Here is a 13,151-nt window from a genome sequence, read left to right as displayed (position 1 = left end):
GTAGTCCTTCTCTTTGATATGGATGAGGGTGCTTCAGGCGTGCGCCGGTTCGGTCCTGTAGGGGGCGAACCAGCCGAGCCCCTCGTCCGTCGTCGTCTTCGGCTTGTATTCGCAGCCGACCCAGCCGCTGTAGCCGATGGCGTCCAGATGCTTGAACAGGAAGGGATAATTGATCTCGCCGGTGCCCGGTTCGAAGCGGCCGGGATTGTCGGCCAGCTGGACATGGGCGATGCGGGCGAGGTTGGCCTCGATGGTGCGGGCCAGATCGCCTTCCATGATCTGCATGTGGTAGATGTCGTACTGCACGAAGAGATTGTCGGAGCCGACTTTGGTGATCAGATCCAGCGCTTGGCGGGTGCGGGTCAGGTAGAAGCCGGGGATGTCGCGGGTGTTGATCGGCTCGACCAGCAGCTTGATGCCGGCCCCGGCCAGCGCATCGGCGGCGTAGGCGAGGTTGGCGACCAGCGTGCTTTCGGCGGCGGCGGCGTCCGCCCCCTGCGGCAGGATGCCGACGAGGCAGTTGACCTGTTTGCAGCCCAGCGTGCCGGCATAGTCGATGGCGCGGGCGACACCGTCGCGGAATTCCTGCACGCGGTCGGGCAGGATGGCGATGCCGCGCTCGCCGCCGCCCCAGTTGCCGGCCGGCAGGTTGTGCAGGACCTGGGTCAGCCCATGTTGGCGCAGCTTCTCGGCCAGCGCGTCGGCGGCGAAATCATAGGGAAACAGATACTCGACCCCACGGAAGCCGGCATCGGCCGCCGCGGCGAATCGGTCGAGGAAGGGATGCTCGTTGTAGAGCATCGTCAGGTTGGCGGCGAACTGCACCATGACCGAACTCCCGGTTACGCAAATCGGCCGCCGAGGATGGAGGGGCGGCCCTTGGGTTGGGAGCTTGACCGCCGCGCAGGCCCTTGAGCCAGTTCGCCGAACGGCTTTTTCACACAGCGGAAAGCGGGGTGCGCGAACGATCGGGCCCCAATCGGCCTTCCAGGGGCGCTGGCGGATGCCGCGGAACCTGATTGACGCATACGTCACCCTGAATTAGGATTCGCGCCACCAATCATCAGCCTGCCCAGCGCCGCCAGAAGCGCGGGTTCGATAACCGGAGGACGCGCCCCTTGACCATGCCCGGCTCCCAACCCTACCCGCATCTGCTGGCCCCGCTCGACCTCGGCTTCACGGTGCTGAAGAACCGGGTGCTGATGGGGTCGATGCACACTGGGCTGGAGGACCGGCGCCGCCATTTCCCGCGGCTGGCCGCCTATTTCGCCGAGCGGGCGCGCGGCGGGGTCGGGCTGATGGTGACCGGTGGCTTCTCGCCCAATGTCGAGGGCTGGCTGTCGCCCTTCGGCTCCACCCTGGCGCGGCATGGGGCGGCGCGGGCGCACCGGGTCATCACCGACGCGGTGCATGCCGAAGACGGCAAGATCGCGCTGCAGATCCTGCATGCCGGCCGCTATGCCTACAGCCCGCTGTCGGTGGCGCCGTCGCGCATCAAGTCGCCGATCACTCCGTTCACCCCGCGCGCCCTGACCGCGCGGGGGGTGGAGCGCCAGATCCGCGCCTATGTCCGCTGTGCCGAACTGGCGCGCGAGGCCGGCTATGACGGGGTCGAGGTGATGGGGTCGGAAGGCTACCTGATCAACCAGTTCCTGGTGACCCACACCAACCAGCGCACCGACAAATGGGGTGGGCCTTACGAGAACCGCATGCGCTTTCCGGTGGAGATCGTGTCGCGCATGCGCGAGGCGGTCGGGCGCGACTTCATCATCATCTACCGCCTGTCGATGCTGGACCTGATCCCCGACGGCAGCACATGGGAGGAGGTGGTGCAACTGGCCCAGGCCATCGAGCGGGCGGGGGCCACCATCATCAACACCGGCATCGGCTGGCACGAGGCGCGGGTGCCGACCATCGCCACCAGCGTGCCGCGCGCCAACTTCGCCTGGGTGACGGGCAAGCTGAAGCAGGCGGTGTCGATCCCGCTCTGCACCACCAACCGCATCAACACGCCGGAGGTCGGCGATGCGGTGATCGGCGATGGGCTGGCCGACATGGTGTCGATGGCGCGGCCCTTCCTGGCCGACCCGGACTTCGTCGCCAAGGCGGCGGCGGGCAGGGCGGCGGCGATCAACACCTGCATCGCCTGCAACCAGGCCTGCCTGGACCACATCTTCTCCGGCAAGACGGCGAGCTGTCTGGTCAACCCGCGCGCCTGCCACGAGACGGAGCTGGTGATCACCCCGGCCACCAAACGCAAGCGCGTCGCCGTGGTCGGCGCCGGGCCGGCCGGGCTGGCCTGCGCCACCACGGCGGCGGAGCGCGGCCATGAGGTGCATCTGTTCGACGCGGCCGACGAGGTCGGCGGCCAGTTCAACATGGCCAAGCTGGTGCCCGGCAAGGAGGAGTTCCACGAGACGCTGCGCTATTTCCGCCACCGGCTGGCGGAGACGGGTGTGGCCCTGCATCTGGGGCGGCGGGTGGGGGCCGATGAGCTGGCCGGGGCCGGTTTCGACGCGGTGGTGCTGGCGACCGGGGTGGTGCCGCGCGACCCGAAGATCCCTGGCCAGGATCATCCCAAGGTGCTGACCTACATCGACGTCCTGCGCGGCGCCAAGCCGGTCGGCCGTCGCGTCGCCGTGGTGGGGGCCGGCGGCATCGGCTTCGACGTCAGCGAATTTCTGGTCCAGGAAGTGCCGTCGCCCAGCCTGGACCCGGCGCTGTGGCGGGCCGAATGGGGGGTCGCCGACCCGGCCGAGGCGCGCGGCGGCGTCGCCGGCATCCGCCCGCATTTGACGCCGCCGGCCCGCGAGGTCGTGCTGCTCCAGCGCAAGGCGAGCAAGCCCGGCGCGGGGCTGGGCAAGACCACCGGCTGGATCCACCGGGCGCAGCTGAAGATGAAGAACATCCAGGCGCTGTCCGGCGTGAATTACGAGCGCATCGACGATGAGGGGCTGACCGTCAGCTTCGGCGAGAAGCGCGAGCGGGTGCAGACGCTGGCGGTGGACAGCATTGTCCTGTGCACGGGGCAGGAGCCGCTGCGCGAGCTGCACGCCCCGCTGGAGGCCGCCGGCATCGCCGTCCACCTGATCGGCGGCGCCGATGTCGCGGCCGAACTGGACGCCAAGCGCGCCATCGCCCAGGGGACGAAGCTGGCGGCGGAGCTGTAGGAGGGCTGCTCAGGCCTATTCGACCATCATCCCTGCGAAGGGGGATTTGCCGCCGCCCTCTCATGCGTCAGCAGCCAGCGCTTGCGTTCCACCCCGCCGCCATAGCCGGTCAGCGTTCCGTCCGATCCGATCACCCGGTGGCAGGGCACCACGATGCCAACCGGGTTGGCGCCGTTGGCATGTCCCGCCGCCCGCACCGCCGCCGGACGCCCGGCCAGCGCCGCCAGCTCGCGGTAGCTGACGGTGCCGCCGCAGGGAATCCCGCGCAGCGCCGCCCACACCGCGCGCTGGAACGGCGTCCCGCCGGTGCGCACCGGCAATTGGTCGATGACGGCAAGCTCGCCTGCGAAATAGGCATCCATCGCCCGCGTCAGCCCGCCCGGATCGCCGGCCGGCCGCAGCTCGTAGCCGCCGGGATGGTGCAGGCGCAGCAGCCGGTGCAGCCGGTCCTCATGGTCGGTCCAGTCGATGGCGCGCAGGGCGCCGTCCCCGTCCGCCACCACGATCAACTCGCCGATGGGCGTCGCGGTGCGGTCGATCAGCAGGCTTGAGAAAGCGGACATGGCGGCACCTCCTATCCCGGTTGCACAGGTGCGCTGCCGAAATTGAAGGCAGCGCCCCGGCGATGCAACCCTTTGATCCAACGCAATTTCCTGATTCCCACCTCGCGAATCTCCATGCGTTTCTTGCGTATCGCCGCCAAAAGAGGCGCCAAAAGGCTGAGTTGCGTGCAATCCGCATGGCTGGCATGATGAAGCCATGCCTGTCCATACCGTCAGTTTCTGACCGAACAGTCAGCTTTTCCGCCGCCCGTCTCCGTTGGCAGTGCTGGTTGGTTCTCTTGGCACGCGGGTTGCTGATGCTTCGGTAGACACGCCGCTCTGCGACCGAAGGGAAGCCATCCGCCATGACCCTGATCGCTACGCTTGCCATCGCCGAAGATGACCGCGCCTCGCCCTACGCCGACCTGACCCCGCCGATGACGCCGGTGCAGGCGCTGGCCGAATCGAACCGCTGCCTGTTCTGCTACGACGCCCCCTGCATCAAGGCCTGCCCGACCGGGATCGACATCCCGGCCTTCATCCGCTCCATCGCCACCGGCAACCTGAAGGGTGCCGCGACGACGATCCTGTCGGAGAACATCATGGGCGGCACCTGCGGCCGTGTCTGCCCGACCGAGACGCTGTGCGAACAATCCTGCGTCCGCAACCGGGCGGAGGACCGTCCCGTCGCCATCGGCCGGCTGCAACGCCACGCCACCGACCGTCTGATCGACGGTGAGCCGGCCCACCCCTTCCCGCGCGCCGCCGCGACCGGCAAGCGCGTCGCCGTGGTGGGATCCGGCCCGGCCGGCCTGTCCTGTGCCCATCGCCTCGCCACGCTCGGCCATGAGGTGACGGTGTTCGAGGCGAAGGCGAAGTCCGGCGGCCTCAACGAATACGGCCTTGCCCCCTACAAGATGGCCGACGATTTCGCCCAGCGCGAGGTCGCCTTCATCCTCGGCGTCGGCGGCATCGCGGTGGAGCATGGCCGCAAGCTGGGCGCCGACCTGTCGCTCGACAGCCTGCGCGCCCACTTCGACGCCGTGTTCCTGGGCGTCGGGCTGGGGTCCAACAACCGCCTTGGCATCCCCGGCGAGGAGCGCGCGGGTGTGGAGGACGCCACCGCCTTCATCGAGCGGGTACGTCAGGCCCTTCCCGGCCAGCCGCCGGCAGTGGGGCGCAGCGTCGTGGTGATCGGCGGCGGCAACACCGCGGTGGATGCCGCCATCCAGGCCAAGCGCCTGGGTGCCGAGGACGTCACCCTGGTCTACCGCCGCGGCCGCGCCCAGATGGGCGCCACCGGCTGGGAGCAGGAGTTGGCCCAGACCGAGGGCGTGGTCCTCAAGACCTTCGCCGCGCCGAAGGAGATCGGCGAGACCGGCATCACCTTCGAGCGCACGCGCCTCAGCGACGGCAAACTGTCCGGCACCGGCGAGACCTTCACCCTTCAGGCCGACATGGTGCTGAAGGCGGTCGGGCAGAAACTGTCGGCCGAGGCCCTGTCCGGCCTTGAGGTCACCGGCGGCAAGATCGTCGTCGACGGCGCCTACCGCACGACGCTTGCCAAGGTCTGGGCCGGCGGCGACTGCGTCGCCACGGGCGAGGATCTGACGGTCCAGTCCGTGCAGGACGGCAAGCTCGCCGCCCTCGCCATCCACAGCCACCTGACCGCCTGAGGAAAGGGAGCCACATCATGGCCGATCTTCGCAGCACCATCGCCGGCATCCGCTCCCCCAACCCCTTCTGGCTGGCGTCGGCCCCGCCGACCGACAAGGCCTACAACGTCGTCCGCGCCTTCAAGGCGGGCTGGGGCGGCGTGGTGTGGAAGACGCTGGGCGAGGACCCGCCGGTGGTCAACGTCTCCAGCCGCTACGGCGCCCATCTCGACACCGACCGCCGGATGATCGGCTTCAACAACATCGAGCTGATCTCCGACCGGCCGCTCGCCGTGAATTTGCAGGAGATCATCGAGGTCAAGCGCGACTGGCCCGACCGCGCCATGGTCGTCTCGCTGATGGCCCGCATCGAGGAGGAGGCCTGGGCCAACCTCGCCCGCCGCATCGCCGAGACGGGGGCCGCCGACGGGCTGGAACTCAATCTCGGCTGCCCGCACGGCATGTGCGAGCGCGGCATGGGCTCCGCCATCGGGCAGGTGCCGGAGATGGTGGAGCAGGTCACCCGCTGGGTGAAGAACGCCGTCAACCTGCCGGTGATCGTCAAGCTGACCCCCAACATCACCAACATCCTGTGGTCGGCGGAAGCGGCCAAGCGTGGCGGCGCCGACGCGGTGTCGCTGATCAACACCGTCAACTCCATCGTCGCGGTCGATCTCGACGCCATGGCGCCGACCCCGGTGGTCGACGGCAAGGGCAGCCATGGCGGCTATTGCGGCCCGGCGGTGAAGCCGATCGCGCTCAATATGGTGGCGGAAATCGCCCGCAACCCCGACACGCATGGCATGCCGGTCAGCGGCATCGGCGGGGTCACGACATGGCGCGACGCGGCGGAGTTCCTGGCGCTGGGCGCCACCAACGTCCAGGTCTGCACCGCCGCCATGACCTACGGCTTCAAGATCGTCGAGGACATGATCGGCGGCCTGTCCAACTGGATGGACGAGAAGGGATACCGGACGCTGGACGAGCTGAGCGGCCGCGCCGTGCGCAACGTCGTCAACTGGAACGACCTGAACATGAACTTCTCGACCAAGGCGGTGATCGACCCCGCCTTGTGCATCGATTGCGGCCGCTGCCACATCGTCTGCGAGGACACCTCGCATCAGGCGATCCGCATCGATGCCGGCGAGGGCCGCCGCGTCTTCACCGTGGTCAACGAGGAGTGCGTCGGCTGCAACCTGTGCAGCCATATCTGCCCGGTGCCGGACTGCATCACCATGGTGCCGGAGCAGACCGACCTGCCCTACGTCACCTGGCCCAACGACGCCCGCAACCCGATGCGCGTCCCCGAAGCCGCCCAGTAATAAGCCGCCTCATAAGAACGACGTTCAGGAGAGAGCAACATGTCCACCCCGCAGAATGTCGCCGTGAACGGCTCGCGCCTGTGGCAGAGCCTGATGGACATGGCGCAGATCGGCGCCACGCCCAAGGGCGGCGTGTGCCGGCTGGCGCTGACCGACCTCGACCGCCAAGGCCGTGACCTGTTCGTGCGCTGGTGCGAAGAGGCCGGCTGCACGATTTCGGTCGACCGGATGGGCAACATCTTCGCCCGCCGTCCCGGCCGCGACGACAGCCTGCCCCCGGTGATCATGGGCAGCCATCTCGACAGCCAGCCGACCGGCGGCAAGTATGACGGCGTCTATGGCGTGCTGGCCGGGCTGGAGGTGGTGCGCAGCCTGAACGACATGAACTACGTCACCGAAGCGCCGGTGGAGGTCGCGGTCTGGACCAACGAGGAGGGGTCGCGCTTCGCCCCGGCCATGGTGTCGTCCGGCGTCTTCGCCGGTGTGTTCGATCTGGAGTACGGCCTGTCGCGCGCCGATCTCGACGGCAAGACGATGGGCGAGGAGCTGGCCCGCATCGGCTATGCCGGCGACCAGGAGGTCGGCGGACGCAAGGTCGGCGCCTATTTCGAGGCCCACATCGAGCAGGGGCCGATCCTGGAGGCCGAAGGCAAGACCATCGGCGTCGTCACCGACTGCCAGGGCCAGCGCTGGTACGAGATCACCTTCACCGGCCAGGAGGCCCATGCCGGCCCGACCCCGATGGTCCGGCGCAAGGACGCGCTGCTCGGCGCCGCCCGCGTGGTCGATGCGGTCAACCGGATCGGCATGAAGTACGGCCCGCTCGCCTGCGCCACGGTCGGGCTGATGCAGATCCATCCCAACAGCCGCAACGTCATCCCCGGCCGCGTCTTCTTCACCGTCGATTTCCGCCACCCGGACGACGGCATCCTTGCCGCCATGGATGGTGAGTTGCGCGCCGAGGTGGAGCGCATCGCCGGCGAGATCGGGCTGGAGACCGAGTTCCAACAGATCTGGTACTACGCCCCGATCAGGTTCGATGAGACCTGCGTCGCCGCCGTCCGCAAGGGGGTGGACCGCACCGGCCACAGCTTCCGCGACATCGTGTCGGGCGCCGGCCATGACGCCTGCTACCTGTCGAAGGTCGCGCCGACGGCCATGGTCTTCATCCCCTGCATCGACGGCATCAGCCACAACGAGGTCGAGGAGACGACCCCGGAATGGTCGACCGCCGGCTGCGAGGTGCTGCTGCACGCCGTGCTGGACCGCGCGAATGCGATGGCGGAGCAGGTGAAAGCCCCTGCGTGATACTCTCCCTCTCCCGGGGCGGGAGAGGGCACCAGCAACAGCAATGGCGAAAGCGATGGCGCGAACGGCTGCCGACACCACGGACACCACACAGCCCCAGGCCCAGTCCCAAGGACGCATCCGGCGTGAGAATGTCGAGCGCATCCTGAAGGCGGCCGAGCGCGTCTTCGCCGAGGCCGGTTTTGCCGGCGCCACCATGGCCGACATCGCCGAGCGGGCCGGCCTGCCCAAGGCCAACCTGCATTACTATTTCGGCACCAAGGACGATCTCTACCGCGCGGTGCTCGACAACATCCTGCAGATGTGGCTGGCCCCCATCGGCTCCTTCACCCCCGACGCCGACCCGGCGGCGACGCTGACCGCCTATGTTACCGCCAAGATGGAGGCGTCGCGCACGCGGCCGCATGCCTCCAAGGTCTTCGCCAACGAGATCCTGCATGGCGGCACCCAGGTCGAACGCTTCCTAGCCGAAGACCTGAAAGCGCTGGTCGACGCCAAGGCAGCCGTCATCGACGGCTGGGTCGCCGCCGGCCGCATGGCCCCGGTGGATGCCCGCCAGTTCCTGTTCATGATCTGGGCGGTGACCCAGCATTACGCCGACTTCGACACCCAGATCCGCAAGGTTCTGGGCCGCCGGACCCTGACCCGCCAGGACTTCGCCGCCATGACGGCGGAGGTGCTGCGGCTGGTCCTGCGCGCCGCCGGTCTTCCGGAGCCGCAGATCGCCGACTCCGAAACGCCCACCGACTCCGTCCCATCCATTTCCTGAGGGAGCGCCCGAGCATGTCCACCATCCTGATCCGCGGCGGCACCGTCGTCACCGCCGAGCAAACCCGCCGTGCCGACGTCCTCTGCCAGGACGGCATCATCACCGCGGTGGGCGACACGCTCGACGTGCCGGCGGGGGCGGAGGTGGTGGATGCCGGCGGATGCTACGTCATGCCCGGCGGCATCGACCCGCACACCCACATGGAACTGCCCTTCATGGGCACGGTGACGACGGAGGATTTCTTCAGCGGCACCGCCGCCGGCTTCGCCGGGGGAACGACGACGATCATCGACTTCGTCATCCCCAACCCGAAGCAGAGCCTGATGGAGGCCTATCATACCTGGCGCGGCTGGGCGGAGAAGGCGGCCGGCGACTACAGCTTCCACGTCGCCGTGACCTGGTGGGACGAGAGCGTGCATAGGGACATGGGCACGCTGGTCGCCGACCATGGCGTGAACAGCTTCAAGCACTTCATGGCCTACAAGAACGCCATCATGGCCGACGACGAGACGCTGGTGAACAGCTTCCAGCGCTGCCTGGAACTCGGCGCCATCCCCACCGTCCATGCCGAGAACGGCGAGCTGGTCTTCCAACTCCAGAAGAAGCTGCTGGCCCAGGGCCTGACCGGGCCGGAGGCCCACCCGCTCTCCCGCCCGCCGGAGGTGGAGGGCGAGGCCGCCAACCGCGCCATCCAGGTGGCGAAGGTGTTCGGCGTGCCGGTCTACATCGTCCATGTCTCGGCGAGGGAAGCGCTCGCCGCCATCGAGCGCGGCCAGAACGACGGCCAGCGGGTGTTCGGCGAGGTGCTGGCCGGCCATCTGCTGATCGACGATAGCGTCTACCGCAGCCCCGACTGGGACTTCGCCGCCGGCCACGTCATGAGCCCGCCCTTCCGCCCCAAGGAGCATCAGGATGCCCTGTGGCGCGGTCTCCAGGCGGGGCACCTGCACACCACCGCCACCGACCATTGCTGTTTCTGCGCGGAGCAGAAGGCGATGGGCCGCAACGATTTCACCAGGATCCCGAACGGCACCGCCGGCATTGAGGACCGCATGACGGCGCTGTGGACCCACGGCGTCAACACCGGCCGGCTGACGATGAACGAGTTCGTCGCGGTGACCTCCGCCAACGCGGCGAAGATCTTCAACCTCTACCCGCGCAAGGGCTCGGTCAGCGTCGGGGCCGATGCCGATCTGGTGGTGTGGGACCCGAAGGCGACCAAGACCATCTCGGCCAAGACCCAGATGCAGAAGGTCGGCCTGAACATCTTCGAAGGCATGACCGTCACCGGCACCCCGGCCTACACGCTGAGCCAGGGCCGCATCGTCCACGCCCTGGGCGAGAGCCGCGCGGTGCGCGGCGCCGGCCGCTACATCAACCGCCCCGCCTTCCCGCCGGTCTACGAGGCGGTGTCGAAACGCAACGCCCTGAACGTCCCGGTCGCGGTGGAGCGGTAAGCAAAAAGGCTCCCTCTCCCGGGACGGGAGAGGGAGCCTTCCCTCCAATCACCCCACCGAGCTGGCGAACAGGAAGTTCTCCGCGGTCAGGCTGTTGCGGTCGACGCCCATCAGCTTGATCGAGTTGAACGCACCCAGGTCGATGGACAGGTCGGCGCCGTCCTGCGTCGAGTGGGTCAGCACGCTGTTCAGGCTGGTGAAGCCGCTGATGCTGCGGATGTCGATCACATCGCCGCCGGTGCCGGCCTGGAAGTCGCCGATGACGTCCCAGCCGTCGCTGGCATGTTGGACGAAGGTGTCGCGCCCGGCGCCGCCGATCATGTAGTCGTTGCCGGCATTGCCCGTGATCGTGTCGTTGCCGCTGCCGCCGGCCAGATACTCGCCGGCCGAGGTGCCGGTGATGGTCTGGCCCGGCGTGCCGCCGGTGGAGCCGCCGCCGGTCGAACCGCCCGTGCCGCCGCCGGTCGCGGTGAAGGAGAAGTTGGCGGCGGTCAGGCTGCCGCGGGTGACGTTGGCGAGGATGGCGCTGTTGTTGCCGTCGAAATTCACGACGGTGTTGGCGCCGTCCTGCACGGTGACGGCCATCACCGACGCGAAGTCCTTGAAGCCGCCCCAGCCCGCGACGTTCAGCACGTCGCCGCCGGTGCCGGCCTGGAAGTCGCCGACATAGTCCCAGCCGTCGCCCGGCTTGAAGACGAAGGTGTCGCTGCCGGCGCCGCCGGTCATGTAGTCGTTGCCGGCGTTGCTGATGATGGTGTCGTTGCCGCTGCCGCCGGTGAGATAGTCGCGGCCGTCGGTGCCGGTCAGCGTCTGGCCGCCCGTGCCGCCCGTCCCACCGCCGGTGCTGCCGCCACCCGTGCTGCCGCCGCCGGTATCGCCGCCGCCGGTCGAGCCGCTGCCCTGGCCCAGCGTGATGGTGTTGCCGGACAGGCTGATGTTGGACGCGGCGAAGCTGCCGGAGATGCGGAGCGTCAGGTCGGAGCCGGCGGTGCCGTCGAGCCCGACATGGACCAGCGTGACGCCGTTCACCGTCTCCGCCTGGACCTTGCCGGCGGTCAGCGTGCTGCCGTTGCCGCTGCCGACCGTCCCCGACAGCGAGGCGCCGACGATGGCGAAGGCGTCGCCGGTGACGGCGCCGGTGATGCTGCCGAAGCCGTTGCCCTGGGCTGCGGTCATCGTCACGGTGTGGCGCTGGCTGCCGGTCAGGGCGAGCGTCTCGACGCTGGTCAGCGTCATGCCGCTGATGTCGATCTTCGGCGAGGCGACGTCGTTGTAATATTCGAGATTGTAGCCGTTGTAGCTGGTCAGATTGTCCGACCGCAGCTCCAGCGTGTCGGTGCCGGCGCCGCCGTCGAAGCTGACGGTCCCGGCATCGTACTGGCTGACCACGATGTAGCGGTCGTTGCCGGCATCGCCATAGATCAGGTCGTTCTGGGTCTGGGCATAGCTGCCGGAGCTGACGATGCCGGCCAGGATGGTGTCGTCGCCGTCGCCGCCATAGACGGTGTCGCGCTCCCAGTCGCCCTTCAGCAGGTCGTTGCCGGCGTCGCCGTAGATCAGGTCGGCACCGCCGCCGCCGGCCACCGTGTCGTTGCCGAGTTCGCCGTGGAGCTGGTCGTTGTCGGCGCGGCCGTACATCAGGTCGTTGCCGCCGCCGCCGAAGACGCTGTCGTTGCCGTCGCCGGCCTCCAGCGTGTCGTCGCCGGCACCGCCATGCTCGACGTCGTTGCCGCCATGGCCCCAGAACCAGACGGCGGTGTCGCCGGCGGTCAGGCTGTCGGCATATTCGGAGCCGATCCAGCGCTGGATGTTGACGAAGGTGTCGCCGGCGGCCTCGCCGGTGTTGTTGGCGCCGTTGGTCAGGTCCAGCGTCAGGCCGCTGGTGGCGTTCTCGTAGGTGACGATGTTGAAGCCGCTGCCGCCGACATAGTGATCGGCACCCAGCCCGCCATTCATGGTGTCGCCGGCCGACTGGCCGGTGTTGCCGCCGCCAACCAGCGTGTCGTTGCCGATACCGCCGATCAGGCTGTCGTTGCCGGTGCCGCCGACGATGCTGTCGTTGCCGGCCAGCCCGTTGATGGTGTTGCCGCTGTTGTCGCCGATCAGCGTGTCGTTGCCGCTGGTGGCGGTGCCGCTGTAGGCCAGACGATGCGGCCAAGCCTCGGCGCCTGCGAACGGGCGGGCCGCCAGGATCGGGCCGGTCACCACGTCGAGATCCCAGGACGCACCCTGGTCGGCATGACCGACCGGATGGCTGGCGGCGGCGACGCGGGCACCGGTGACGGCGGCCAGACGCTCCACGAAGCGGCGGCCGTTGCGTCCGGCGCCGACGTCGCAGGCATGGATCAGGATCTCGCAGCCGGTCGCATCGGGCCAGCGGCGGTCGAACAGGGCGCTGGTGTCGAGCGGCGTCGCCCCCAGCTTCACCACACCGGGCGCGCCATGGGCGATCAGGTGGACCGCCGCCGGGCCTGCCTCGCGGGCGGCCTCCAGGGCGTCGGCCAGCAGGCCCAGGGCGTCCTCGTCCGCGGCGACCCGGACCACCGTCACGTCCGGCGCGTGCCGGCCGATCAGCGCATCGATGTCGGCCAGAGCGGCGTCGGCAAGAATGATCCCGTGCATGAAAACCCCTTTCTGGGGAATTGTTGGAAGTCGTTTGCGCGTTCTGTGATGTACGGGATCACGTCCACCAAACAACATCCAATAAGCCCATCATTCCTTGGGAAGCATCCACTCCGGCCGGGCGATCTGTTTTCTCCGTCATAGCGAAAGCGGTGCGGTCTCTTCCGATTTCGACGCCATCCGGCCGGTCGGGTTTGTTGCCCCGGCTTGCCACTCTTTTCCCAGATTGGGGGACATCGCCCAACAACTACCACCAATTCGGGAGAGCGGCCGGCGCAGTCGGACGGAACGCACACAAAAAAACAG

Annotated in this window: 9 protein-coding genes; 6 read left to right on the top strand and 3 right to left on the bottom strand. The window is 68.5% G+C overall.

Going from position 1 to position 13,151, the window contains the following annotated elements; all coding sequences use genetic code 11:
- Positions 1-33: 33 nt before the first annotated feature.
- Positions 34-828 (bottom strand): hydroxypyruvate isomerase, encoded by a 795-nt coding sequence (hyi, locus tag ABNQ39_RS32090; RefSeq protein ID WP_376966173.1) that lies wholly within the window; start codon positions 826-828, stop codon positions 34-36.
- Positions 829-1,124: 296 nt separating this feature from the next.
- Between hyi and ABNQ39_RS32085 the strand changes: the two genes are divergently transcribed.
- Positions 1,125-3,170: an FAD-dependent oxidoreductase gene (locus ABNQ39_RS32085; RefSeq protein WP_376967161.1), complete on the top strand. Its 2,046-nt coding sequence runs from the start codon at positions 1,125-1,127 to the stop codon at positions 3,168-3,170.
- A gap of 26 nt (positions 3,171-3,196) precedes the next feature.
- Here the strand turns inward: ABNQ39_RS32085 and ogt are convergent, their stop codons facing one another.
- The gene (gene ogt / locus ABNQ39_RS32080) at positions 3,197-3,733 is read right to left on the bottom strand and encodes a methylated-DNA--[protein]-cysteine S-methyltransferase (RefSeq protein WP_376966171.1); all 537 of its coding nucleotides are present in this window, start codon (positions 3,731-3,733) and stop codon (positions 3,197-3,199) included.
- 344 nt (positions 3,734-4,077) lie between these two features.
- Here ogt and ABNQ39_RS32075 point away from each other — a divergent pair, with 344 nt between their 5' ends.
- The 5 genes from ABNQ39_RS32075 to hydA are packed head-to-tail and all read left to right on the top strand — an operon-like array spanning position 4,078 to position 10,223.
- The gene (locus ABNQ39_RS32075; protein WP_376966169.1) at positions 4,078-5,388 is read left to right on the top strand and encodes an NAD(P)-dependent oxidoreductase; all 1,311 of its coding nucleotides are present in this window, start codon (positions 4,078-4,080) and stop codon (positions 5,386-5,388) included.
- Between the two features lie 17 nt (positions 5,389-5,405).
- Positions 5,406-6,689, top strand: coding sequence for an NAD-dependent dihydropyrimidine dehydrogenase subunit PreA (gene preA / locus ABNQ39_RS32070; RefSeq protein WP_376966167.1), 1,284 nt, complete (start codon positions 5,406-5,408; stop codon positions 6,687-6,689).
- 39 nt (positions 6,690-6,728) lie between these two features.
- On the top strand, positions 6,729-7,997 hold the full coding sequence (locus tag ABNQ39_RS32065; RefSeq protein ID WP_376966165.1) for a Zn-dependent hydrolase: 1,269 nt from the start codon (positions 6,729-6,731) through the stop codon (positions 7,995-7,997).
- A gap of 55 nt (positions 7,998-8,052) precedes the next feature.
- Complete coding sequence (locus ABNQ39_RS32060) at positions 8,053-8,766, top strand: TetR/AcrR family transcriptional regulator (protein WP_376966163.1); 714 nt, start codon at positions 8,053-8,055, stop codon at positions 8,764-8,766.
- A gap of 14 nt (positions 8,767-8,780) precedes the next feature.
- Positions 8,781-10,223: a dihydropyrimidinase gene (gene hydA, locus ABNQ39_RS32055; protein WP_376966161.1), complete on the top strand. Its 1,443-nt coding sequence runs from the start codon at positions 8,781-8,783 to the stop codon at positions 10,221-10,223.
- A gap of 48 nt (positions 10,224-10,271) precedes the next feature.
- Here hydA and ABNQ39_RS32050 read toward each other — a convergent pair whose 3' ends face one another.
- Positions 10,272-12,845 (bottom strand): DUF4347 domain-containing protein, encoded by a 2,574-nt coding sequence (locus ABNQ39_RS32050; protein WP_376966159.1) that lies wholly within the window; start codon positions 12,843-12,845, stop codon positions 10,272-10,274.
- Positions 12,846-13,151: the final 306 nt, after the last annotated feature.

The organism is Azospirillum sp. A26 (assembly GCF_042604635.1).
Taxonomy (GTDB): Bacteria; Pseudomonadota; Alphaproteobacteria; order Azospirillales; family Azospirillaceae; genus Azospirillum; species Azospirillum palustre.
The sequence above is the reverse complement of the archived record's forward strand: the minus strand, read 5'-3'. Positions and strand labels throughout refer to the sequence as shown.

Coding starts and splice junctions, on each gene's coding strand:
- hyi (WP_376966173.1), bottom strand. CDS start 828: ATGGTGCAGTTCGCCGCCAACCTGACGATGCTCTACAACGAGCATCCC.
- ABNQ39_RS32085 (WP_376967161.1), top strand. CDS start 1,125: ATGCCCGGCTCCCAACCCTACCCGCATCTGCTGGCCCCGCTCGACCTC.
- ogt (WP_376966171.1), bottom strand. CDS start 3,733: ATGTCCGCTTTCTCAAGCCTGCTGATCGACCGCACCGCGACGCCCATC.
- ABNQ39_RS32075 (WP_376966169.1), top strand. CDS start 4,078: ATGACCCTGATCGCTACGCTTGCCATCGCCGAAGATGACCGCGCCTCG.
- preA (WP_376966167.1), top strand. CDS start 5,406: ATGGCCGATCTTCGCAGCACCATCGCCGGCATCCGCTCCCCCAACCCC.
- ABNQ39_RS32065 (WP_376966165.1), top strand. CDS start 6,729: ATGTCCACCCCGCAGAATGTCGCCGTGAACGGCTCGCGCCTGTGGCAG.
- ABNQ39_RS32060 (WP_376966163.1), top strand. CDS start 8,053: ATGGCGCGAACGGCTGCCGACACCACGGACACCACACAGCCCCAGGCC.
- hydA (WP_376966161.1), top strand. CDS start 8,781: ATGTCCACCATCCTGATCCGCGGCGGCACCGTCGTCACCGCCGAGCAA.
- ABNQ39_RS32050 (WP_376966159.1), bottom strand. CDS start 12,845: ATGCACGGGATCATTCTTGCCGACGCCGCTCTGGCCGACATCGATGCG.